This window comes from Streptomyces cyaneus, assembly GCF_004028635.1.
GTDB lineage: Bacteria > Actinomycetota > Actinomycetes > Streptomycetales > Streptomycetaceae > Streptomyces > Streptomyces cyaneus.
In genome coordinates, this window is record NZ_RQJW01000008.1 from 220276 (window position 1) to 243811 (window position 23536).

Annotated in this window: 19 protein-coding genes and 1 riboswitch; of the genes, 9 read left to right on the forward strand and 10 right to left on the reverse strand. The window is 71.3% G+C overall.

The window, feature by feature from the left end:
- The first annotated feature begins 75 nt into the window (after positions 1 to 75).
- From EHO50_RS29310 to EHO50_RS29325, 4 genes are all read left to right on the forward strand, one after another.
- Complete coding sequence (locus EHO50_RS29310; protein ID WP_128434218.1) at positions 76 to 519, forward strand: SRPBCC family protein; 444 nt, start codon at positions 76 to 78, stop codon at positions 517 to 519.
- A 146-nt stretch (positions 520 to 665) separates the two neighbouring features.
- Positions 666 to 3050 carry an MFS transporter gene (locus EHO50_RS29315; RefSeq protein ID WP_164904974.1) on the forward strand — a complete coding sequence of 795 codons (2385 nt, stop codon included), beginning with the start codon at positions 666 to 668 and terminating at the stop codon, positions 3048 to 3050.
- Positions 3051 to 3235: 185 nt separating this feature from the next.
- Complete coding sequence (locus EHO50_RS29320; RefSeq protein WP_128434219.1) at positions 3236 to 5713, forward strand: ATP-binding SpoIIE family protein phosphatase; 2478 nt, start codon at positions 3236 to 3238, stop codon at positions 5711 to 5713.
- A 176-nt stretch (positions 5714 to 5889) separates the two neighbouring features.
- Entirely contained in the window at positions 5890 to 6615 is a 726-nt protein-coding gene (locus EHO50_RS29325) for a class I SAM-dependent methyltransferase (RefSeq protein ID WP_128434220.1), read from the forward strand.
- Between the two features lie 60 nt (positions 6616 to 6675).
- Here EHO50_RS29325 and EHO50_RS29330 read toward each other — a convergent pair whose 3' ends face one another.
- The 4 genes from EHO50_RS29330 to EHO50_RS29345 all read right to left on the reverse strand — a co-directional run bounded on the left by EHO50_RS29330 (position 6676) and on the right by EHO50_RS29345 (position 11841).
- Positions 6676 to 9219 carry an immunoglobulin I-set domain protein gene (locus EHO50_RS29330; protein ID WP_128434221.1) on the reverse strand — a complete coding sequence of 848 codons (2544 nt, stop codon included), beginning with the start codon at positions 9217 to 9219 and terminating at the stop codon, positions 6676 to 6678.
- Between the two features lie 32 nt (positions 9220 to 9251).
- A complete protein-coding gene (locus tag EHO50_RS29335; protein ID WP_128434222.1) occupies positions 9252 to 9791 on the reverse strand; it encodes a hypothetical protein in 540 nt (179 codons plus the stop codon).
- Between the two features lie 171 nt (positions 9792 to 9962).
- Positions 9963 to 10961, reverse strand: coding sequence for an HtaA domain-containing protein (locus EHO50_RS29340; protein ID WP_128434223.1), 999 nt, complete (start codon positions 10959 to 10961; stop codon positions 9963 to 9965).
- Between the two features lie 73 nt (positions 10962 to 11034).
- The gene (locus tag EHO50_RS29345) at positions 11035 to 11841 is read right to left on the reverse strand and encodes a hypothetical protein (protein WP_128434224.1); all 807 of its coding nucleotides are present in this window, start codon (positions 11839 to 11841) and stop codon (positions 11035 to 11037) included.
- Between the two features lie 83 nt (positions 11842 to 11924).
- Here EHO50_RS29345 and EHO50_RS29350 point away from each other — a divergent pair, with 83 nt between their 5' ends.
- Positions 11925 to 12953: a heme/hemin ABC transporter substrate-binding protein gene (locus EHO50_RS29350; protein ID WP_128434225.1), complete on the forward strand. Its 1029-nt coding sequence runs from the start codon at positions 11925 to 11927 to the stop codon at positions 12951 to 12953.
- Between the two features lie 54 nt (positions 12954 to 13007).
- Here the strand turns inward: EHO50_RS29350 and EHO50_RS29355 are convergent, their stop codons facing one another.
- The 6 genes from EHO50_RS29355 to EHO50_RS29380 all read right to left on the reverse strand — a co-directional run bounded on the left by EHO50_RS29355 (position 13008) and on the right by EHO50_RS29380 (position 18044).
- Positions 13008 to 13682 (reverse strand): formylglycine-generating enzyme family protein, encoded by a 675-nt coding sequence (locus EHO50_RS29355; RefSeq protein WP_246101544.1) that lies wholly within the window; start codon positions 13680 to 13682, stop codon positions 13008 to 13010.
- Positions 13683 to 13694: 12 nt separating this feature from the next.
- Entirely contained in the window at positions 13695 to 15197 is a 1503-nt protein-coding gene (locus tag EHO50_RS29360) for an APC family permease (RefSeq protein ID WP_128434421.1), read from the reverse strand.
- Positions 15198 to 15319: 122 nt separating this feature from the next.
- Positions 15320 to 16168 (reverse strand): energy-coupling factor ABC transporter ATP-binding protein, encoded by an 849-nt coding sequence (locus EHO50_RS29365; RefSeq protein WP_128434226.1) that lies wholly within the window; start codon positions 16166 to 16168, stop codon positions 15320 to 15322.
- On the reverse strand, positions 16165 to 16914 hold the full coding sequence (cbiQ, locus tag EHO50_RS29370) for a cobalt ECF transporter T component CbiQ (RefSeq protein ID WP_128434227.1): 750 nt from the start codon (positions 16912 to 16914) through the stop codon (positions 16165 to 16167). The genes EHO50_RS29365 and cbiQ overlap by 4 nt, the downstream gene beginning before the upstream one ends.
- Positions 16915 to 16920: 6 nt before the next feature.
- Positions 16921 to 17325 carry an energy-coupling factor ABC transporter substrate-binding protein gene (locus EHO50_RS29375; RefSeq protein WP_128434422.1) on the reverse strand — a complete coding sequence of 135 codons (405 nt, stop codon included), beginning with the start codon at positions 17323 to 17325 and terminating at the stop codon, positions 16921 to 16923.
- A gap of 11 nt (positions 17326 to 17336) precedes the next feature.
- The gene (locus EHO50_RS29380; protein ID WP_128434228.1) at positions 17337 to 18044 is read right to left on the reverse strand and encodes an energy-coupling factor ABC transporter permease; all 708 of its coding nucleotides are present in this window, start codon (positions 18042 to 18044) and stop codon (positions 17337 to 17339) included.
- A gap of 30 nt (positions 18045 to 18074) precedes the next feature.
- Positions 18075 to 18260, reverse strand: a riboswitch (cobalamin riboswitch).
- Between the two features lie 99 nt (positions 18261 to 18359).
- Here EHO50_RS29380 and EHO50_RS29385 point away from each other — a divergent pair.
- The 4 genes from EHO50_RS29385 to EHO50_RS29400 are packed head-to-tail and all read left to right on the forward strand — an operon-like array spanning position 18360 to position 23392.
- Positions 18360 to 19193, forward strand: coding sequence for a M55 family metallopeptidase (locus EHO50_RS29385; protein WP_128434229.1), 834 nt, complete (start codon positions 18360 to 18362; stop codon positions 19191 to 19193).
- Positions 19186 to 20499: a M20/M25/M40 family metallo-hydrolase gene (locus EHO50_RS29390; RefSeq protein ID WP_128434230.1), complete on the forward strand. Its 1314-nt coding sequence runs from the start codon at positions 19186 to 19188 to the stop codon at positions 20497 to 20499. Before EHO50_RS29385 ends, EHO50_RS29390 begins: the two co-directional genes overlap by 8 nt.
- Positions 20496 to 22460, forward strand: coding sequence for a S9 family peptidase (locus EHO50_RS29395; protein ID WP_128434231.1), 1965 nt, complete (start codon positions 20496 to 20498; stop codon positions 22458 to 22460). Before EHO50_RS29390 ends, EHO50_RS29395 begins: the two co-directional genes overlap by 4 nt.
- Positions 22457 to 23392, forward strand: a complete 936-nt coding sequence (locus EHO50_RS29400; protein WP_128434232.1) for a S66 peptidase family protein — start codon at positions 22457 to 22459, stop codon at positions 23390 to 23392. The genes EHO50_RS29395 and EHO50_RS29400 overlap by 4 nt, the downstream gene beginning before the upstream one ends.
- The last annotated feature ends 144 nt before the right edge of the window (positions 23393 to 23536 follow it).

Below are 23536 nucleotides of genomic sequence, written 5' to 3' on the forward strand. Positions count from 1 at the left end.
CCCGATTTGGGCGGTCCGGGAGCGGGGTGGTTGGCTTGCCCCAACCCCCGAGAATTCTGGTCCTGGAGGAAGTCAATGGCGCAGGTCGAGGCCACTACGGAGCGGGTCGTCGCGGCGGACGCGGAGAAGGTGTTCGACGCCCTCGCCGACTACAGCGGCACGCGCGCGAATCTGCTCTCCGAGCACTTCAGCGAGTACGAGGTGCGCGAGGGCGGCGACGGCGAGGGCACCCTCGTCCACTGGAAGCTCCAGGCCACCAGCAAGCGCGTGCGCGACTGCCTTCTGGAGGTCAGTGAGCCCACCGACGGCGAGCTCGTCGAGAAGGACCGCAACTCCTCCATGGTCACCACCTGGCGGGTCACCCCGGCCGGCGAGGGCAAGTCCCGGGTCGTGGTCACCACCATCTGGCAGGGCGCCGGCGGCATCGGCGGCTTCTTCGAGAAGACCTTCGCGCCGAAGGGCCTCGGCCGGATCTACGACGCGGTGCTCACCAAGCTCGCCGCCGAGGTCGAGAAGTAAGTCCCCGGTGTCCGGGGGCCCTTGGCCTCCTCACCGGATCGAGTGGATCTCCGTCGTGTCCGGGATGGCCCCGTAACTCGCCGTGCTTGCTCGTAGTTGTCGCCTAATGCGGGAAATGTGAGCAGGTACGGCGAGGGGAGCGGTGCGTGAGCGGCATGACTTTGGTGCAGGACGAAACCGTCACCGCACCACCCCCACAGGCTCCGCCCCAAGGCGTCGAGCCTCAACTCGGCCCGCGCCGGGTGCGGTTGGTCTTCTTCGGGCTGATGCTCGCGCTGCTGCTGGCCGCGCTGGAGCAGATGATCGTCGCCACCGCGCTGCCGAAGATCGTCGGTGAACTGCACGGCCTGGACAGGATGTCCTGGGCGATCACCGCCTACCTGCTCACCGCCACCGTCGGCCTGCCCATCTACGGCAAGCTCGGCGATCTCCTCGGCCGCAAGGGCGTCTTCCAGTTCGCGATCGTCGTCTTCGTCGCCGGCTCCGCGCTCGCGGGCCGGGCCGAGACCATGGACCAGCTGATCGCCTACCGCGCGATCCAGGGCATCGGCGCCGGTGGGCTCATGATCGGCGTCCAGGCGATCATCGCGGACATCGTGCCGCCCCGGGAGCGCGGCCGCTTCATGGGCCTGATCGGCGCCGCGTTCGGCCTCGCCTCGGTCGCCGGCCCCCTGCTGGGCGGCTACTTCACGGACCACCTCTCCTGGCGGTGGTGCTTCTACATCAACGTCCCCTTCGGCCTCGTCACCCTGGCCGTCGTCACCGTCGTGCTGAAGCTGCCGAAGCCGCGGACCAGGGCCCGGCTGGACATCCTCGGCTCCCTCCTGCTCGCCGCCGCCTCCACCTGCCTGGTTCTGCTGACCAGTTGGGGCGGCACCGAGTACGCCTGGGACTCCCGCGTCATCCTGGGCCTCGGCGCGGGAGCGGTCGTCTCCATCGTCCTGTTCCTCGTCGTCGAGCACTTCGCCGTCGAACCCCTCATCCCGCTGCGGCTGTTCAGGGACTCCGTCTTCAACGTCACCGGTCTGGTCGGCCTCGTGATCGGCGTCGCGCTGTTCGGCGCGGCCAGCTATCTGCCGACGTTCCTGCAGATGGTCGACGGGGCCACGGCCACCGAGTCGGGCCTGCTGATGCTGCCGATGATGGCCGGCATCGTCGGCACCTCGATCGTCGCCGGTCAACTCATCAGCCACACCGGCCGCTACAAGATCTACCCCGTGCTCGGCAGCGCGCTCTCGGCCGTCGGCATGTGGCTGCTGTCCCGCCTCGAGGTCGACACGCCCCGGCTGCACTACAGCATCTGGATGGCCGTCCTCGGCGCCGGCATCGGCATGGTGATGCCGGTCCTGATCCTCGCCGTGCAGAACTCCGTACGCCCCGCCGACCTCGGCACCGCCACCAGCGCCAACAACTACTTCCGGCAGATCGGCGGCAGCGTCGGCGCGGCGATCTTCGGCACCCTCTTCGCCGCCCGACTCGCCGACGCCCTCGCCGAACGCCTGCCCACGCGCCCGGGCGGCGAGCTGCCCGACCCCGAGTCCATCACCCCGCAACTCGTCCACGCCATGCCCCCGGCACTGCGCGACGACTACATCCGGGCCTACGCCGACGCCATGCCGAGGATCTTCCTCTACCTCGTGCCGGTGCTCGTACTCGGCCTGCTCATCGCCTTCTTCCTCAAGGAGAAGCCCCTGGCGTCCCACGACGCCCCGGCCCCGGAGACGGATACGGCGCCCGTGGACGGCCAGGTCCCGCAGGCCCGTTCGCCGTACGCCGCCGGGGTCCCCGTCCGCGGCACGGTTCAGCACCCGGACGCCACGGGCGTACCGCGCGCGGCGCTCACGCTCATCGACGTCGCCGGCCAGCAGGTCGGGCGCGGCGCGAGCGGCGAGGACGGGCGGTACGGGCTGGCGACGCCGGGCTCGGGGACGTACGTGCTGATCGCCGCGGCCGGCGGTCACCAGCCGCAGGCCGTCTCCGTGACCGTCGGCGAGCACCCCGTCGAGGTGGACATCGTCCTCGGCGGCGCCGGACGCCTCGCCGGGAGCGTGCACACCCCGGACGGCACGCCCGTCGATGCCACCGTCACACTCACCGACGTACACGGCGAGGTCGTCGCCACGACCCGCAGCGGCAGCGACGGCGGCTATGTCATCACCGAGTTGGTGGCCGGCCAGTACACCCTCGCGGCGAGCTCGCCCGCCTTCCGCCCGGCCGCCGTCCCCGTCACCGTCCAGGTGGCCCGCGAGACCCGCCAGGACATCGAACTCGCCGGCGGCGCCCTCCTGCACGGCACCGTGCGGGCGGGCGGTGGGCGGCCCGTCGAGGACGCGCGCGTGACGCTGCTCGACCCGGCCGGCAACGTCAGGGACACGTTCACCACCGGCCCCGACGGCACCTTCCGGTTCGTCGACCTGTCCTGCGGCGAGTACACCGTCGTCGCCGCGGGCTATCCGCCGGTCGCCACCGTGCTCCAGGTCGCCGGAGGAGGCCGAACGGAACGCGACCTTCAGCTCGGGCACGACGACTGAGCCGGCCACCGCCACCCCGGCTGTCCTGCGCGGACGTGGCACGGGCGGGTCATGCGAACCCATCATGCGCAGCCCCGATCCCGTCACCCCAATTCCCCTATTGCCGCACATCACCTCCGCCGGGAGCCGTACGGTGGAGCAGGGGCACAGATCTTGCGGAGCCGTGGGGAGAGAGGGCCTGGGCCATGGACCGTGGCACCGAGAGGGACGGCGCGGGGACGGAACACGCCGCGGCCGGCCGCATCCCGCTGGCCGTGGTCGTGGTGAACCGCGAGGGCCTCGTCTCCCACTGGAGCTCCGGCGCACGCCGCCTGTTCGGCGCCGCCAAGGAGGAAGCGATCGGACGCCCGGCCGTCGATCTGCTGCCCGTCTCCGGAGCACTGCCGGAGGAGGACGACGACACGCCGTACGGGGCGTACGGGGCATACGACGGGTTCGGTCACGATCTCGAATCGTCCCTCGACGGGCGGCTGTTCTACCCTGCCGCGGGTCGCGCCCGCCTCACTGTGCCCGAGCGAAGCGAGATGGGGGCACCCCCGCCCGAAGGGTGGGGGAGGGACCGCGTCGACGTCCTGTGGTGGGCCTACCCGTTGGTGGGGCCCGGGCCGGAGCGGCTGCTGGTGCTCGGCGCCGATGTCGGCGGACTCCAACAGGGCGGCGAGCCCGACGAGCACACCGGCTTCGAGCGCGTCGCACCCGGCTTCGCCCTGCACACCGACTTCCCCGGCGCCGAGGAACTCGCCCGCCGCCTCCCCGAGATCCTGCCCAGCATGAGCGTCGAGGAGGGCGCCCGCATCGTCGGGCAGATCCTCGAACTCGGCTATCCGGTACTGGAGTTCAGCCAGAACGACCGGGTGCCCGTCACCCCCGACTGGGGCGTTCCCCGGCGCGTCGAGCGCAGGGCCCGTCGGGAGCGGGCCGCCCGGGCCGCCGCTGAAGGCCTGCCGTTACCGCAGGAATACGCCGACGACGTCGAGGACCTCGAGTACGCCGCCGTACGCGAACGCCTGGAGTTCCTCAACGAGGTCAGCGGCCGCATCGGCACCTCCCTCGACCTGGCGCAGACCATCATCGAGGTCAGCAAGGCTGTCGTGCCCCGCTTCACCGACGTCGCCGGCACCTATCTGCGCGAACAGGTCGTCGCCGGCGAGGGGTTCCCCGACGGCGTACCGGACACGACCACCATGTGGCACCGGGTCGCCGTCGAGCACACCGACGAACCCGGCCGCTGGGACGACGTCGTGCCGGTCGGCGAGGCCATGCCGTTCCCCGCGCACACGCCGTTCTTCCAGTGCATGACCACCGGCGAGCCCGTTCTCGTGCCGCGCATCAGCGAGCAGCTGGGCCACGCGATCGCCTCGCAGTTCGAGAAGCGCGACATCCGGCCGCTCATCACCGGCCGTTCGATGCTGGTGGTGCCCCTCAAGGCGCGCCAAGTCGTCCTCGGCTTCATGATCCTGCTGCGGCACCCGGAGCGCGTCGAGTTCAACGACATGGACCGCGTCACCGGCGCCGAACTCGCCGCCCGCGCGGGCCTCGTCCTCGACAACGCGCGCATGTACACCTACCAGGAGAGCGTCGCCGAGACCCTCCAGGACAGCATGCTGCCGCACATCCCGCCGCGCATGGCGGGCTGCGACATCGCCACCCGCTATCTGCCGGGCACCCTCCTCGGCCGGGTCGGCGGCGACTGGTTCGACTCCGTCAAACTGCCCGGCGCCCGCACCGCCCTCGTCGTCGGCGACGTCATGGGCCACGGCCTCAACTCGGCCGCCATGATGGGCCAGTTGCGCACGGCCGTCCAGACCATGGCCGCCCTCGACCTGCCGCCGGCCCAGCTGCTGCGCAACCTCGACGACCTCGCCCAGCGCCTCGGCGACACCTACCTCGCGACCTGCCTGTACGCCGTCTACGACCCGATCGCGAGCGAACTGCACATCGCCAACGCCGGTCACATCCCGCCCGTACTGGTCCGTGCCGAGGACGGGCGCAGCGAGCTGCTCGACCTGCCCACGGGTGCGCCGATCGGCGTCGGTGGAGTGCCCTTCGAGGCGGTACGCGTGCGTGTGGAGCCCGGCGACCGGATCGTGATGTGCACCGACGGGCTGGTCGAAGTGCGGGGCGAGGACATCGGTGTCGGTCTCGCGACCCTGTGCGAGTCCGCCGCCCACCCGGCCGCGTCCATGGACTCCGCCTGCGACACGATCATCCGGGCCCTCAACACACGCGGCGGCCGCAAGGACGACGTCGCCCTGCTGATGGCCCGCCTCAACGGCATCGAGCCGGACGACGTCGCCGAGTGGCGCATCGACCTCGACCCGAGACAGGTCGGCCGAGCCCGCTCCGTCGTCCGGGAACAGCTGCACGAGTGGGGCCTGTCCCGCCTCGTCCACACCGCCCAACTGCTGGTCAGCGAGCTCGTCACCAACGCCGTACGGCACTCCCACGGCCGTCCCGTCGAACTGCGCCTGGTCCGTGGCGACACACTGCTGTGCGAGGTGGACGACGACGATCACGAACTGCCGACGCTGCTCAACGCCGGTCCGGGCGACGAGTCCGGGCGTGGGCTGTGTGTGGTGAGCACGCTGGCGCGCGAGTGGGGCACGAGCCGTACGAGCGCCGGAAAGACCGTCTGGTTCGAACTCACGCTCCCGCGACGCTGACACCTTGTGCCCCGACGGGCGTACGACTGGTGCCCCACAGGGCGTACGACGGCGCACGAGTGTCGAATGCGGAGTGAAGGTATGCGCCACGCGCTTGTAGCCGTGACCAGGCCGCGATAAACCGTACTCGCCCGTCACTCGACGGCGGGTCGGCGTCGCACCCTGGGGAGTTGGGCATGAGCGTGACCAGTCGATACCGGGAGGCCTGGGAGGGTTTCTGGAGTGAAGCCCCCGACGAACAGGGGGCGGTGTTCTGGGATGCGGAGCCGGCCCTGACCGCCGGCCGTCACCTGGCCCTCTTCGAGGCGCACCTGGCCGATCCCGGTCTGCCGATGGTGGACCTCGGCTGCGGCAACGGCACCCAGACCCGTTTCCTCGCCGACCGCTTCCCGCGCGTCCTCGGCGCGGACCTGTCCGCCGCGGCCCTCGACCACGCCCGGCAGGCAGACCCCGCCGGACAGGCGACGTACCGGCTGTTCGACGCCGTGGAGAAGACCGAGGCCGAGACGCTGCACGCCGAACTCGGCGACACCAACATCTATATGCGCGGCGTGCTGCACCAGGCCGAGCCCGACGACCGGCAGCCCATGGTGAACGGCATCGCCACGCTGGTCGGCGAACGCGGTCGCGCCTTCCTCGTGGAACTCTCCGAGTCCGCCAAGCCCGTCCTCATGGGCCTCGCCCAGAACCCGGCGGGACCGCCGCCCAAGCTCGCGCCCATCTTCCGGCACGGCATCGCCCCGGGCGAGGTCGCCGACGACGCGTTGCCCGAGTACCTGCGCGCGGCCGGGCTCACCATCCTCGCGAGCGGCGAACTGCCGCTCGTCACCACCGAGTACGGGCCCGACGGCACGCGGATCGAGCTGCCGTCGAAGTGGGTGGTGGCGGGCCGGACCGTCTGACCGCGGTGGCCCTCCGCCGCGCCCGTGCGTGCCGGAGGGCCAACTCGCGCTGTCCGTCGGTCAGTTGACGGTACGGCCCCTGCGGTACGCCACCCAGCCGGTGGCCAGCAGCGCGGCCGCGAGTGCTGCGACGGAGAGCACCGTCACGCCGGTGGAGGCGAGGCTTCCGCCCGCGGTGGAGGTGCCGGTGCTGCCGGATCCGCCCGTGGTGGTGGGACTCGTGCCGCCTGTGCCTCCGCCCGTCGTGGTCGTACCGGAACCGCCGTTCCCACCCGTGCCTCCGGTGTCGTCGTCCGTGTCCACCGGGTCCTGCCCGACGAAGCCGACCGGGACCTTCACGTCCTGGGAGCGGTCGCCGGAGAGCGTGTGGTCGTTGCGGGTCGCCAGGACGCACGTGGCCTTGAAGCAGTCGGTGTAGTCGTCCTTGGCGTCGACGGTCAGCTCGACCTCGAAGGTGCCGCCCTCGCCGTACGGGATCGCCAGGTCCTCGCCGTAGTCCGGCGGGTTGGAGGAGATCCACGCGGACGAGTGCGAGCCGCCGGTCATGTCGACGCCGCCGACGCACGGCGTGGGCAGTTCGCCGTCGCCGTTGTCGACGCACAGGGCGACGTAGATGCCCTTCTTCGTGTCATAGCCGGTGCCGGTGATCTTGAGGGTCTGGTTCTCGGTGGCGAGGTTGTTGACCGGGGTGACGGTGAGCTTCTGGCCGTTCGGGCCGGTGACGGTCTTGGTGCCCGACGGCTGGTTGTTCTGGCCGTCATCGCCGTCGTTGCCCCCGTCGTCGCCGCCACCGGGCTCGGTGACCGTGAGGGTGATCGGTGAAGTGCGGGTCGTGCCCGTCGAGTTGGTGAACTCGGCGCGGTACCGGTAGCCGTCCTGCGCCGCCTTCGCGGTGAAGGAGTACGCGTTCTGCGTCGCGGCCTCCACCGTGGACCAGGTCTGTCCGCCGTCGGGGCTGACCTGCCAGCGCACGGTGGGCTCCGGGGCGCCCTCGGCGGCCGCGACGAAGGTGACCTTGTCGCCGGGCGCGACGGACTGGTCGGTGGGGGACTGGACGACCTTCGGGGAGACGCGGCGGTCCAGCTTGACGACCTTGCTCTCGGCCTGGTCGGTGACGTAGACGGACGTGGCGCCGGGGGTCACGGCGACGCCCGCGTAGGCTCCGGCGCGGCTGCCGGGCAGGGCGACGGGCTCGGCCGCCTGCTGGGCCGTGGCGCTGTCGTAGACCTCCAGCGCGCCGACATTGTCCGCGCCGTCCTGGGCGGTGCCCCAGTCCTCGCGCAGGACGAAGGCCTCGCCGGTGACCTTGTCGAAGGCCATGGCCGTGGCCCGGTCCTCGCCGGTCAGCTTGGCCAGTTGCTTGCCGTCCTTGTCGAAGACGAGCACGTCGTACGCGCTGCCCACCCAGACGTTGCCGGTCGCCGGGTCCGTCTCGACGAAGTAGACGGAAGCCGCCGGGAGTTCGGCGGTCGCGGTCACGGTGAGGGTGTCGGTGTCGACGCGGTACAGCTTTCCGCCCGGGGTGTTCGCCGACCATGCGGTGCCGCGCGCGGTGTCCACGCCGATGATGCCGCCGCCTTCCAGGGCGGCGGACTTCTTGACCGCGCCGGTGGCGGTCTCGACCTGGGACAGCACGGCGCCCTGGGCCACGAGTGTGGTGGACGCGTCGCTGCCGGGGCCGACACCCGTGACCGTGCCGCCCGTCAGCCACACGCCCTTCGCGTTCGCGTCGCCGACCTTCGCGGTGCCCATGCCGCGCAGCGGGTAGTGGAAGACGACGCCGTCGCCGGCCAGCGGGGCGGCGATCCAGCGGACCACGCGGGCCGCGAGCGCGCCGGTGGCACCGGGGGCCTGCTGGATGTGGCCGAGGAGTCTGCCGTCCTTCGGATCGAGGGCGTACAGGCCCTGCTCGGCGACGTCCGCGGTGTCGGGGATGTTGTCCGAACCTACGTACAGCTTCCCGGAGTCGGGGTGCAGCAGCAGGTCCAGCGGGCGGCCCGCGGTGGTGAACTCGGCGGCCTGCGCGTAGCTGACGGTGCCCGGCGGCACGTCCACGCCGTCGCCGCCGTCGTCCCCGTCGCCGGGGTCCTGGCCCTCGAAGGCGACCGGGATGCGGACGTCCTGGGAGCGGTCGCCGGGGTTGCGGTGGTCGACGCGGGTGACGACCGAGCAGGTGACCTTGGTGCAGTCGAGGCCGCTGTCCTTGGCCTTGACATCGAGCCCTACGTCGAAGGTGCCGCCCTCGCCCCAGTGCACGGCCAGGTCGCCCGCGTACTCGTCGCCCTCGGGGACGATCCACTGCGAGGAGCTTTTGGTGCCGGTCTCGTCGGCGCCGCCGAGGCACGGGGTGGGGACGCGGTTGTCGCCGTTGTCCTTGCACAGGGCGACGTAGACGGCCTTGGTCGCGTCGTAGCCGGAGCCGGTGACGCGGAGCGTCTCGCCGCCGGGGGAGAGGTTCGCGGAGGCGGAGACGGTGAGCTTCTGACCGTCCTTGCCGAGGGCCGTCTTCGGTGTGTCGGAGGCCTGCGCGGCCGTACCGACGGCCACGCAGGCGGCCACGAGCGCGGCGGCGCCCAGGAGCGCCGCCGGTCGTCTGTACTGCATGAAAGTCCCTCCGATCCCTCCGATCCCTCCGATCACTGGAAGGTGATCGGGACGTGCACGTCGTACTTGCGGTCCTCGCTGTCGAAGTGGTCCGCCCGCGTCACCACGGCGCACTCGACGTCCTGGCCGCACACGCTGCCGTCGTCGAGGGTGGCCTTGACGTAGATCTGCACGCTGAAGGTGCCGCCCGTGCCGAACTTGGAGCTGTTGGCGAACAGGCCGCCGAAGGTGTTGTTGACCCAGTGCGAGGCACCGGTGGAGCCGTCCTCGTCCTGGCCGCCCAGACACGGGGTGGGCTTGTTGGCGCCCTGCGCCCCGTCGACCACGCACAGGCTGACGTAGATGCCCTGGCCGGTGTTGTAGCCGGAGCCGGAGACGGTGATGACCTGGCCCGCGGCGGCGGCCGTGTTGGGCGAGTTCAGCGACAGGTTGTACGTCGTGCCGCCGTCGGTGACCGTGCGGGTCGAGGTGGCGGCGGAGGCCGACGTGGCCAGACCCAGGGTCAGGGCGGCGGAGGCGGCTACGGCGAGGGCGCCGCGGGCGGCGGTACGGGCGGAGGGAACGGGTCTCATGGTGAGCTGGTCACCTTTCTCGGTGTGGGCGCCTCTGCGTCGAGCGAGGAGCCGTCGGGGTTAGGTAAGGCAAACCTAAGTACGAGGTCCGTGTGTTTGTCAATGGACGGCAAAGGAGATCCATCAGCCCCAACTCCCGTAAATCACAAGGGATTTGGGTATGCCGAGGACCTACGCCGGTGCCCGCACGCCGAAGTCCACGACAGCCCTGCGCTCCCCGGTCACCGTGGAGATCTCGACGGTGTGCGCGCCCGCGGTGGCAGTGGTGTACACCGGGAACGTCCGGGAGATCCGTCCCTCCTCGTCGGCCACCGCCTGGTACCTGGTGTCCCCGTCGATCGCGACGAGAACGACCTCGCCGGGCTCGAACCCCGCCCCGGTGACGGTCTGTTCGCCGCCCGCCGTCAGTTCCTCGACCCCGACGGCAGCAGTGGGGGTCGACTGTTTCGGTTCCTGTGGGGCGGTGGTGGTCGGTGCCGGTGCCGGTGCCGGTGTCGCGGCGGGCGGTTTCGAGTCGGTGGGCGCGGGGGCGGTCGTGCTCCCGGTCCCGACCGTCACATCGAGCAGGCCCAACCCGTCGCCCTCGGCGAACGGCTCCCCGCTCCACTCCTCCAGCAGCCGCGCACCCTCGTCCGTGAGCGACGCCCGCAGACCGGTCCACGTCACCCCGCCCGCCCGTACGGCAGGACCGGCGTCGCTCGCGGCGACGTCTGCCAGCGTCACCGCGCGGGCTTGGCCGTCGGCGGTCGTGCGAGCGTAGAGCGCACCGCTGTTGCCGCCGTTGCCGCCGTTGTCGTCCAGGCGCAGACGCAGGCCGCCGAGCGTCAACGGCGGTACCGAGCCTGCCGACGGAACGAACCGGGCCGCGCCGCCCAACTCCACATCCACGGCGCCGGTTTCGGGGTCCGTGCTGCCGCCGGTGGCCGGGAACCAGGCGCGGTCCGTGGATCCCCGTACGGCGGGTTCGGTGACGTCGATCGACATGCCGTGGTCGGTCGGCTGCGCGTCGGCGGTCGTCCAGCTCGCGTACCCGCCGGACACCGCGCGTGGGAACGCCAGGGCGTCCTGCGTGGCCGGCGTGTCCTGGGCGACCGCCGATCCCGCGCCCGGGCACAGCAGCGCGAGCAGGGCGCCGCCCGTCACGGCGGCGGCGCCGGGTCTTTTCGCCATCTTCAAGTCTCCCTGCCGAATGTGAGTCGAGTGCGGGGGAGTCCGCGAGTTCGTGTCGGCCCGCGGGTGCGTGTCAGTCCGCGTTCGCCGTGCGGCGCCTGCGTGCCCAGAGCCAGGTTCCGGTGCCGGCCGCGACCAGGGCCGTCGCGGTCGCGCCGGCCGTCAGGGCCACGGAACCGGTGCTGGCGAGCGGGCCGTTGGAGGCCGTGTCGGTGCCGTCGCTCGAACTGCCGGTGCCGCCGGTCGTGCTCGCGCCGGCCGTCGCGGTCGGTGTTGCCGTGGCACCGTCGCCACTCGACGCGCTTCCGCCGCTGCCGACCGTGCCGTCGAAGGCCACCGGGATCCGTACGGTCTGGCTCTGGTCGCCGCCCCGGGTGTGGTCGTTGCGGGTGATGACGGCGCATTTCATGCCGGACTTGGTGCAGTCGGTGTTCGCGTCCTTGGCGCGGACCTTGAGCTGCACGCTGAACGAGCCCTTGTGGCCGCTGCCTTCGTACGGTTTCGCCAATCCTTCGCCGTACGAGGGCGGGTTGGAGGAGATCCAGGCGGACGCCCCGGACTCGCCGGACATGTCCACTCCGCCCACGCAGGGCGTGGGGGTCTTGCCGGCGCCGTTGTCCACGCAGAAGGCGACGTAGATGCCCTTCTCGGTGTTGTAGCCGGTGCCGGACACGGTGACCGTCTCGCCGGCCGGGTCGAGGCCGGAGGACTTGGAGACGGTGAGTTTCTGGCCCTCGGGGCCCGTGGCCGCGCCGCCCGCCGCCATGGCCGGCCCGGTGGCCACAAGCAGCAGGGCCGTCACGCCCGCGAACCCGAGGATCGGTCCAACTGCCTTGTTCGGGCCAACTCCCTTGCGGTGCAGGCCACTTGCCCACGCCATGGAACACCCCCACCAGAGGAAACTAAGGGAAGGCTAACCTAAACTATTGCTCAGTTGTGTGCCAGGAGAGAGGAAGGAAACGCATGCGCGCATCCCAAAGACGTCTCGCCGTCCTCGGTCTGACGCTCGCGCTGCTGACGGGCGCCTGTGGTGGGGGCGGGGCCGCGTCGGGCGGTTCGGACCCGTCACCCGCCTCCGCGAGCGAGCGCGCGGCCGCTGCCGAGAAGCAACTCGCGAAGAACACCCTCGTCACGCTCGAAGGCGAGCCGCCCACCCCGAAGTTGCCGGTCACCGTCGACTCCTCCGACGGGCGCGAGGTGACGGTGCAGGACGCCTCGCGCATCCTGCCGCTCAACGGCGGTGTCGCGGAGATCGTGTTCACGCTGGGCCTCGGCGACCGCGTCGTCGGCCGCGACATCACTGCCACCTTCGCGGAGGCGAAGAAGCTCCCGCAGGTCACCAAGGCGCACGACGTGAGCGCGGAGAGCGTGCTCTCGCTGCGGCCGACGGTCGTGCTGGCCGACACCGACACCGGCCCCTCGGAGGCCATCGACCAGATCCGCGACGCCGGCGTCCCCGTCGTCGTTCTCGATCCGGCCACCGAACTCGCCGACGTCACCACGCGCACCACCCGTATCGCAGAGGCGCTCGGTGTCCCCGAGGCGGGCAAGGCCCTCAACAAGCGCATGAGCGACGAACTCGCCGCGGCCCGCGCCGCCGTGCCCGAGGGCAGCAAGCCCAGGGTCGCCTTCCTGTACATGCGCGGCAGCGCGGCCGTCTATCTGATCGGCGGCAAGGGCTCGGGCGCCGACTCGCTGATCGAGGCGGCGGGGGCGGTGGACGCGGGCAAGGAAGCCGGGCTGGACAAGCCGTTCACGCCGATCACCAGCGAGGCCCTGGTGCGGGCGCAGCCGGAGGTGATCCTGATGATGACCAAGGGGTTGGAGTCGGTCGGCGGCGTCGACGGGCTGGTCGACATTCCCGGGATCGGCCAGACGCCGGCGGGGATGAATCGGCGGGTCGTGGACATGGAGGACGGGGTGTTGCTGGGGTACGGGCCGCGGACGCCGTTGGTGATCGACATCCTGGTGGACCGGATCCATCGGAGGTGAGCCCGCGCCGACGGGTTCACGCACCCGGCCCTGGGCCGCCGTTCACGTTGCCGATCAGCGCAGCACGGAACGTGCGATACGGAATCCGACATCGTCGACCCGGAAAGTGGGGTGACTGCGGCGCCTTACGGAGGCCCGGCAACTCCAGTGCTCATCGAACCAGCCGCCACCGCGCAGCACGCGGTAGGTCCCGTAGACCTCGGCGTCGTAGATGTCCCAGCACCACTCCCACACATTGCCCAGCATGTCGTGCAGGCCCCAGGGATTGGATCGCTTGCCTCCCACCCCATGAAGCTTCTCTTCCGAGTTGCCTCGATACCAGGCGATCTCGTCGAGGGAGCCGTAACGCGGTCCGTCCGTACCGGCCCGGCAGGCGTACTCCCACTCCGCTTCGGTCGGCAGCCGGTACCCGTCGGCAGACAGGTCCCATTCGATGCTGTCGCCGTCGCCGTGCGGGCGATAGGCAGGCGTAAGCCCCTCGCGTTCGGACAAGGCGTTGCAGAATTCGGCCGCGTCCCACCAGGAGACGTTCTCGACGGGCAACCGGTCCCCACGGGCGGAGCTTGGATGCGCGCCGGTGACCTGTGCGTACAGCGCTTGGGTTACGGGGTACGTCGCGAGCTGGTAGGGGGCCAGCTCGACGGCCCAACTCCGCTGTGTCCGCCGGTCCGACAGCGTGACCTGCCCCGCCGGGACTGCGATCATCTCGGGCCCCGCACTCGTATTCATGAGGAGACGATCTTACGGTCCCTCGCTCGAACGACTGCTCTCCGGCTCGACCACGCCGGGCCGTTCCGACCAGTACGCGGGAGCCACCAGCCGCCGCAGGACCATGAGGACCACGCCTGTGGCGGTGATGCCGATACCGATGACGAGTGGGGGGCCCAGCCCGAACCACGAGTCGCCGCTGTAGGAGTTGGCGGGGTCGGACATGTCGATGACCGATTCCACCAGCAGCCAGGTCAGCAGCCCGGCGCCGACGAGCGGACCGAGGCCGATGAAGACGAAGTGGTGGACGGTTGTGGTGAGTTGGCGGCGGTAGTAGACGGCGCAGGCGACTCCGGTGAGTGCGTAGTAGAACGCGATCAGCAGCGAGAGCGCGGTGAGCGAGTCGAACAGCGCGTTGGCGCTGATCTCGTTGACGACGAGGTACCAGGCGATGGCGATGGCGGCGACCCACCAGGTGCTCACGTCGGGTGTGCGGAACCGCGGATGGATGCGGGCGAAGTGCGCGGGCAGCGCATGACGGCGTGCCATGGACAGCGCCGTGCGGGACGCCGGGATGATCGTCGTCTGTGTGGACGCCAGCGCGGACGTCGAGACCGCGAGCAGGACGACCCAGTCCCAGCGGCCCATCGCCTCTTCGGCGAGCAGGGCGAAGATGAACTCCTCCTCCGCCGCGTTCTCGGCCAGATAAGCCGTTCCGGCGTAGGCGACCACCGCGAAACCGACCGCCACGTAGGTCACCAGCAGAATGACCGTCGACCACACGGCCGCCTTGCCCGGAGCGGTGGCGGAGTCCTCGACCTCCTCGGTGAGATTGACCGCCGACTCCCAGCCCCAGTAGATGAACACGCCCAGCAGCAGGGCTCCGGTCAGGGACGCTCCGCCGGCTCCGAAGGGGTCCAGCCAGCCGATCGACGGTTCGACGGAGTCGAGCGTGCCGGTGTCGGCGTAGACCCGGTACAGCGCCACCACGGCGAAGACGAGCAGGCAGACGACCTGGGCGATGATCAGGACGTTCTGCACCTTGGCCGACGCCTCGGTGCCGATGACACAGACAGCCGTCATCACCAGGATGAGCAGCACCGTGAGCAGTCGGCGTACGGCGTCGTTGTCGGCCCAGCTGTCGAGGCCGAAGGCGAGCAGGGCGAAGGTCACGGCGACGTCCGCCAGCGACCCGACGACCAGCACGCCGGTCATCGCGATGGCCCAGCCGCCGAGCCACCCGGCCCAGGGCCCCATGGCCCGGGTGACCCAGGAGAAGGTGGTGCCGCAGTCCTGGTCGGCCTTGTTGAGGTAGTAGAACGCCGAGGCGATCAGCAGCATCGGCACGAACGACGCCAGCATCACGCCGGGGGCGTAGATCCCCACCAGTGCCACGACCGGGCCGATGACCGCCGCGACCGAGTACGCCGGGGAGGTGGAGTTGAGCCCGATGACGAGCGCGTCCACGAACCCGATCGCATCGGGCTTCAAGCCGGTGGTCGGCGATGGGCCGGCGTCCCCGATGTCATCGGCCATGTCGTCGGTCATGTTCCTTCGCTCCCTGTCGTACGTGAATCCATACAACAGGGAGCAAAGGGTCATTCAGGTCATTGACGCCTCTGGTGCCTCCGGACCCCTCGACGTGGCCGAAGGCCGGGTCAGCCCTCGGCGGGGGCCGAGACGAGGGCGGCCAGGTCCTCGGCGGTGCGCGGGCCCGCTGCCGTCTCGGTCAACATGCCGTGCGATCGCAGGAGTTGGGCGGCTGCGACCCCCCACGGCAGCCGTAGTCCGGCCTGCTGGAGCAGATCGGTGCGGGCCAGCATGGTGGGCGCCGGCCCGGTGAGTGCGCCGGACGGGGTGAGGAGCGCCGCGTCGTCGGCCCAGCGCAGGGCGAGGTCGACGTCGTGGGTGGCCATGACCACCGTGGTGCCGGCGGCGCGCAGCCCGTCGAGGGTGGCGAGCAGGCGTTCCTGGCCGTCCGGGTCGAGTCCGGCGGTCGGTTCGTCCAGGATCAGCACGCGGGGCCGCATCGCGACGGCGCCCGCGATGGCCGTGCGCTTGCGCTGCCCGTACGACAGCAGGTGCGTGGGCCGGTCGGCCAGCGCGGTGATGTCCAGGGCGGCGAGCGCCTCGTCGACCCGCGCGCGCACCTCGGGATCGGGCAGACCGAGGTTCAGCGGACCGAAGGAGACGTCCTGGGCGACGGAGGCGGCGAAGAGCTGGTCGTCGGGATCCTGCACCACCAGCTGCACGGTCGTCCGCAGCCGGGTCAGGCCCTTGCGGTCGTACGTGACCGGCGCACCCTCCACCGTCAACCGGCCCTCGTGCGGGCGCAGTCCGCCGCTGAGCAGCCGCATCAGCGTGGTCTTGCCGCTGCCGTTGCGACCGAGCAGCGCGAGCGCGCGTCCCTCGGGCACGTCGAAGTCGAGGTCGTCGAGTACGACGGGACCGTCCTCGTAGGCGTAGGACGCGCCCCGCAGGGCGACCAGTGCGGTGGGCTCGCTCATGGCAGGGCCCTTTCCAGTACGAGAGTGAGGGCGGCCAGCGTCGCAAGCAGTGCGCAACTCGCGGCCGTGAAGGGGACGGAGACCCGGGCCTCGGGCACCAGGACGCGCAGGGTGCCGTCGTAGCCGCGCCCGGCGAGCCCGGCCTGGAGCCGGGTGGCCCGGTCGAAGGCCCGCACGAAGGCGGTGGCGCCGAGCCCGGCCAGGGAACGCCACTCCGCGGCCCGGTCGGTGTGCCCGAGCCGGGCCGCCTGGGCCTCCCGGATGCGACGCATGGAGTCCAGGAGCAGGAAGCTCATGCGGTACGTCACCAGGGCGACATCGACGACGGGCGCGGGCACCCCGGCCTTCACCAGACGGGGCAGCAGGTCGGACATCGGGGTGGTGAAGGCGAACAACAGCACCCCGAGCGAGGCGGCCGAGGTGCGCAGCAGCAGCTCCCCGGCACGCAGGGGACCGTCCTCGGCGAGGGACACGAAGCCCTCCGGCCCGCCGACCTGGACGAGCAGGGTGGCCGCGCCGGTCACGCAGAAGCCCAGCGGTACGCGGTAGGCGCGCCACAGCCGGCGACCGGGCACGCCCGCCGGCCCGAGCAGCACCACGAGGGAGGTCAGGAGCACCAGGGCCGCGCCCGGCCAGGGCGGCAGCGAGATCGCGAGCACGGTGAGCCCGAGCCCGAGCACGGCCTTGTCCACGGGGTGACGGCGGCGCCAGCGACTGCTGTGCGCCGCCGCGTCGATCGGCAGCATGCGGGCTCAGTCCCCTTCGGCGGGGGACTTTCCGGCGGTCTTCCCGGCGGTGGCGCCGGCCACGCTCTCGGCGTCCCGCTCCCGGTCCCGGTCCCGTTCCCGCTCCAGCGCCCGCTGCTCTCCTTGCCGCCGCCCTCGGTGCAGACCGAAGTAGTAGGCGAGGACCCCGGCACCGAGGGCCGCCTGGAGAGAGAAGAGCGCCGACTCGATCTCACCGGACGGCGGTTCGTACAGCGGCGAGAACCACGGCTTGTAGTCCGGCTCGATCTCGGTGATCGCCGACTCCGCCTCACCGTCGGAGCCGGCGAACGGCTCCTCCTTGTGGTCGCCGAGGCCGAGAGCGAGCGGCAGCACGGCGAGCGCGGCCACGACGAGCAGCAGCAGGACGTTGATCTTCGTGTTCTTGCTCATCGTCTTCTTGCTCATCGGGCCACCGCCTCGGTCTCCGTCCCGGTCCCGGACCGCTTCTTGGCGAGGAGTACGCCCAGCCGGGTCAGTTCGCCCTTGCTGGACTGCACCAGCAGCCGCATCACCAGCACCGTGAGCAGGCCCTCGCTCACCGCGAGGGGGATCTGGGTGACGGCGAAGATGGAGCCGAACTTGCCGAGCGCGCCAAGGAATCCGCTGCTCGGGTCCGGGAAGGCGAGCGCCAGCTGGACGCTGGTGACGCAGTAGGTGGACAGGTCGGCGAGGAACGCCCCGAAGAACACCGCCACCATCAGCGGCACGTCGTACCGCCGCAGCAGTTTGTAGATGGCGTATCCGGCCCAGGGCCCGACGATCGCCATCGAGAAGACGTTGGCGCCGAGCGTGGTCAGGCCGCCGTGCGCGAGCAGCAGCGCCTGGAAGAGCAGGGTGATGGTGCCCAGGACCGCCATGATCGGCGGCCGGAAGAGGATGGCGCCGAGCCCGGTGCCGGTGGGGTGGGAGCAGCTGCCGGTCACCGAGGGCAGTTTCAGCGCGGACAGGACGAAGGTGAAGGCTCCGGAGGCGCCGAGGAGCAGTGTGCTCTCGGGGTGCTCCCTGACCTCACGGGTGAGTGAACGGACTCCGTGTACGACGAACGGCGCGGACGCGACGCCCCAGGCGACGGCGTGCGCCGGAGGCAGGAAACCCTCGGCTATGTGCATGGCTCAGCAGACCCTCTCCAGCACCTCGTGGATGGTTGACGCGCCTTGGCCGGTCTCCTGGCTGACGGGTAGCACCGCCCGTGCTCCGCCTTCCCGGGCCCCGAAGGACCCAGTGGCTGCCCGTGAGGGCCGGAGCCGGACTTCCCGATTCACAGTGGCGAGGGCCGCACCGGCATCACACCGGGTTTCCCGTTCACCAAGGCGTGGTGACAGTAGTGCCCGCGCACGGTGGCTGACAAGCGCGCCTGGGGGCGTGAAAGGGGCGTTCGCCCGCTTCATGGCGGGTTCGCCCGGCGGCGCGTAACGTGACGGAACATGAAGATCCTCATCAGTGCCGACATGGAGGGCGCCACCGGTGTGACCTGGCCGGCCGATGTGCTGCCGGGGACGCCTCAGTGGGAGCGGTGCCGGGGGATGTTCACCTCCGACGTCAATGCCGCAGTGCGGGGATTCTTCGACGGCGGTGCCGACGAGGTCGTCATCAACGAGGCCCACTGGACCATGCGCAATCTGCTGCTCGAACGGCTCGACGAGCGGGCCGAGATGCTCACCGGCCGGCACAAGACGCTCTCCATGGTCGAGGGCGTGCAGCACGGCGACGTCGACGGCATCGCCTTCGTCGGCTACCACGCGGGCGCCGGCATGGAGGGCGTCCTCGCGCACACCTACCTCGCGAACTCCATCACCGGGGTGTGGCTGAACGACGTACGGGCGAGCGAGGGGCTGCTGAACGCGCACGTCGTCGCCGAGTACGGCGTGCCCGTCGTGCTGGTCACCGGCGACGACGTGGCCTGCGAGGACGCGCTCGGATACGCGCCTCAGGCGCTGAAGGTCGCCGTCAAGGACCATGTCTCGCGGTACGCGGCCGTGTGCCGTACGCCGGCCAGGACCGCCGCCGACATCCGGGCCGCAGCCAAGGAGGCGGCCGCACTGGCGGCCCGTCAGGAGCCGGTGAGCGACGGCCCGTTCACCGTCGCCGTCGAGTTCGACGCCGAGCATCTCGCGATGGCCGCAACCGTCGTCCCGGGTGTCGAACGTATCGGCGAGCGAAAGGTGGCGTACACCAGCGAGCGCATGTACGAGGGAATCCGTACCTTCAAGGCAGTGACCACGATCGCCTCGGCCGCGGTGGAGGAGCAGTATGGCTGATCAGCAGGCGCTGGACGAGGTCGTGACGTTCACCTCCGACCTCATCCGCATCGACACGACCAACCGGGGCGGCGGCGACTGCCAGGAGCGCCCGGCCGCCGAGTACGTCGCCGCGCGGCTCGCCGAGGCGGGCCTGGAGCCCACGCTGCTGGAGCGCACCAAGGGCCGTACGAACGTCGTCGCCCGTGTCGAGGGCAGCGACCCGTCGGCGGACGCGCTGCTCGTCCACGGTCATCTGGACGTGGTGCCCGCGCAGGCCGCCGAGTGGAGCGTGCACCCCTTCTCCGGGGAGATCCGCGACGGCGTGGTCTGGGGCCGGGGAGCGGTCGACATGAAGAACATGGACGCGATGATCCTCGCCGTCGTCCGGGCCTGGGCCCGGGAAGGCGTACGACCCCGGCGGGACGTCGTGATCGCGTTCACCGCCGACGAGGAGGCGAGCGCCGAGGACGGCTCCGGATTCCTCGCCGACCGGCATGCGGGGCTGTTCGAGGGCTGCACCGAGGGCATCAGCGAGGCCGGCGCGTTCACCGTCCACGACGGAAGCGGGCGGCAGATCTACCCCATCGCGGCGGGGGAGCGGGGCACCGGCTGGGTCAAGCTCACGGCACGCGGGCGAGCCGCGCACGGCTCCCGGCCCAACCGGGAGAACGCGGTGACCCGCCTCGCCGCCGCCGTCACCCGGATCGGCGCCCACGAGTGGCCGCTGCGGCTGACCCCGACGGTCCGCGCCGCCCTCACCGAACTCGCCGCGCTGTACGGTCTGCAGGCCGACCTGGACGACGTGGACGGCCTGCTGGACAAGCTCGGCCCGGCGGCCAGGCTCGTCGAGGCGACCGTCCGCAACAGCGCCAACCCGACCATGCTGGAGGCGGGTTACAAGGTCAACGTCATCCCGGGGGAGGCCGTGGCCTACGTCGACGGCCGGTATCTCCCCGGCGTCGAGGACGAGTTCCGCGTCACCCTCGACGAACTCACCGGCCCCGACGTGGAATGGGAGTTCCACCACCGCGAGGTGGCCCTCCAGTCGCCGGTGGACTCTCCGACATACGCCCGCATGCGCGCCGCCGTCGAGGAGTTCGCGCCCGAAGGGCACGTCGTGCCGTACTGCATGCCCGGCGGCACGGACGCCAAGCAGTTCTCACGGCTCGGCATCACCGGCTACGGCTTCTCTCCGCTGAAGCTGCCGGAGGGCTACGACTACGGGGCCATGTTCCACGGCGTCGACGAGCGCGTGCCGATCGAGGCGCTGCACTTCGGCGTCCGGGTACTCGACCGCTTTCTGCGTACGGCCCAGGGGAGTTGAGGCAGACAGTGCGGACGCTGGCGTACGGTTCCTGGCCCTCGCCCATCGACGCGGCCCTCGCCGCCACACACGACGGGCACCCCGAGTACGTGGGCTTCGTCGGCGACGAGGTCTGGTGGACCGAGCCGCGGCCCACGGAGGGCGGGCGGCGCACCCTCGTGCGGCGGCGGGTGGACGGCCGGGAGGAGTCGGTGCTGCCCGCGCCGTGGAACGTGCGCAGCCGGGTCGTCGAGTACGGCGGACAGCCCTGGGCGGGCGTGGTGGCCGACGGGCGACCCCTCGTCGTCTTCGTCGACTTCGCCGACCAGCGGCTCTACCGCTATGAGGAGGACGGCGAGCCGCGTCCGCTCACCCCCGTGTCTCCGGTGGGCGGTGGACTGCGCTGGGTGGAGCCGCAGTTGCGGCCCGAGCGCGGTGAAGTGTGGTGCGTGCTGGAGGAGTTCACGGGAGACGGCCCCACCGATGTGCGGCGCGTCCTGGCGGCCGTTCCACTGGACGGCTCGGCGGCCGAGGACCGGGACGGCGTACGCGAACTCACCGACGACCGGCACCGGTTCGTCACCGGGCCGCGGATCTCGCCCGACGGGCAGCGGGCGGCATGGCTCGCCTGGGACCATCCGCGGATGCCGTGGGACGGTACGGAGCTGCTGGTCGCGGATGTCGGCGCCGACGGCACGCTCGGCGTCCCGCGGACCGTCGCCGGGGGACCGCAGGAATCGATCGCCCAGGTCGACTGGTCGGGCGACGGCCGGCTGCTGTACGCGAGCGACCGCAGCGGCTGGTGGAACCTCTACCGGGACGGCGAACCCCTGTGCCCGCGCGAGGAGGAGTTCGGCGGGCCGCTGTGGAAACCCGGCCTGCGCTGGTTCGCCCCGTTGGCGGACGGGCTCATCGCCGTCGTGCACGGACGCGGGTCGACCGCCCTCGGAGTGCTGGATCCGGAGACCGGCGAGATCGTCGACGCGGCCGGCCCCTGGACCGAGTTCGAGCCCACGCTCGCGGTGTACGGCGAGCGCATTGTCGCCGTCGGCGCCAGTCCCCGCAGCGCGCACGAGGTGGTCGAACTCGACACCTGTACCGGACGGGCCCGGGTCATCGGCGCCGAGCACGACGACGCCGTCGACCCCGCCTACTACCCCGAGCCGCAGATCCGCACCTTCACCGGCCCCGCCGGACACGACATCCACGCGCACATCTACCCGCCCCACAACCCCGGCTGCGTGGCCCCCGGCGACAGACCGCCGCCGTACGTCGTCTGGGCGCACGGCGGCCCGACCGGCCGGGCGCCCCTCGTGCTCGACCTGGCCATCGCCTACTTCACCTCGCGCGGCATCGGGGTCGCCGAGGTCAACTACGGCGGCTCCACGGGTTACGGCAGGGCGTACCGCAACCGGCTGCGCGAGCAGTGGGGCGTGGTCGACGTCGAGGACTGCGCCGCGGTCGCGCTGGCCCTCGCCGACGAGGGCACCGCCGACCGCGACCGGCTCGCCATCCGCGGTGGCAGCGCGGGCGGCTGGACCGCGGCCGCCTCGCTCACCACCACCGACGTCTACGCGTGCGGCACGATCCTCTACCCCGTCCTCGACCTGGCCGGCTGGGGCGACGGAGAGACCCACGACCTGGAGTCGCAGTACCTGGAGACCCTGGTCGGACCGCTCGCCGAAGTCCCGGGACGCTACGCGGAACGCTCACCCGCCGCGCACGCCGACCGTCTCACCGTGCCCTTCCTGCTGCTCCAGGGCCTGGACGACGTCATCTGCCCGCCCACCCAGTGCGAGCGGTTCCTGGCCCGCATGGCGGGACGCCGGGTGCCGCGCGCCTACATCGCCTTCGAGGGGGAGGGCCACGGATTCCGGCGGGCGGAGACGATGATCCGCGTCCTGGAGTCCGAACTCTCCCTGTATGCCCAGGTCTTCGGACTGAACCCGCCCGGGATCCCCACTCTGGAGCTGACCAAGTGAACCAGTCCGTACGGCCACTGGTACGGCCGTCCCGACTCGCCCCCGGCGCCCGCGTGGCCGTCGTCGCCCCCAGCGGGCCCGTGCTCGAGGAGCGGCTGCAGGCCGGGCTCGACGTGCTGCGCGGCTGGGACCTCGACCCGGTCGCGGCACCTCATGTGCTCGACCGGCACGGCGAGTTCGACCACCTGGCGGGCACGGATGCCGACCGGGCCGCCGATCTGCAGACGGCCTGGTGCGATCCGTCCGTGGACGCGGTGCTGTGCGCCCGGGGTGGTTACGGGGCACAGCGCATGGTCGACCTCCTCGACTGGGAGGCGATGCGTGCGGCCGGGCCGAAGGTGTTCGTCGGGTTCAGCGACATCACGGTGCTGCACCAGGCCTTCGCCACCCGGCTGGGCCTGGTCACACTGCACGGGCCGGCGGCGGCCGGGGTCGACTTCGTCAAGAACGCCCGGGCGCAGGAGCACCTGAAGGCCACGCTCTTCGCTCCGGAGACGGTCCGCGTGATCCCCTCCGGCGGTACGGCCATGGTTCCCGGACGGGCCCGTGGCATCACCCTCGGCGGCTGCCTGAGCATGCTCACCTCCGATCTCGGCACGCCGCACGCCCGAAGCGGTGTGCGGGGCGGGCTGGTTCTGATCGAGGACGTCGGTGAGCAGCCGTACCGTATCGACCGGATGCTCACCCAACTCCTGCGCACGGGATGGCTCGACGGGGCCGCCGGGATCGCGCTCGGGTCCTGGGCGCGGTGCGGTCCGTACGACGCGGTGCGTCCGGTCCTCGTCGACCGGCTCGGCGGCCTCGGTGTGCCCGTCGTGGAGGAGTTCGGCTTCGGGCACTGTGAAGGCGCGCTGACGATTCCCTTCGGGGTGGGCGCCGAACTCGACGCCGATGCGGGGACCTTGACCCTCGACGAGCCGGCCCTCGTCTGACCCGCCTTCACTGAATTTCCGTCAAGAAACCTCCGTCACGGCGATTGACCCCCGTCTGACACGTGTCACACCATGGCAACCGGCCAGTACTTACTGGTCGGTAAGCAGGGCTGTCCCAGCGTGCCTCAGTGTGGAGGTCTCCGT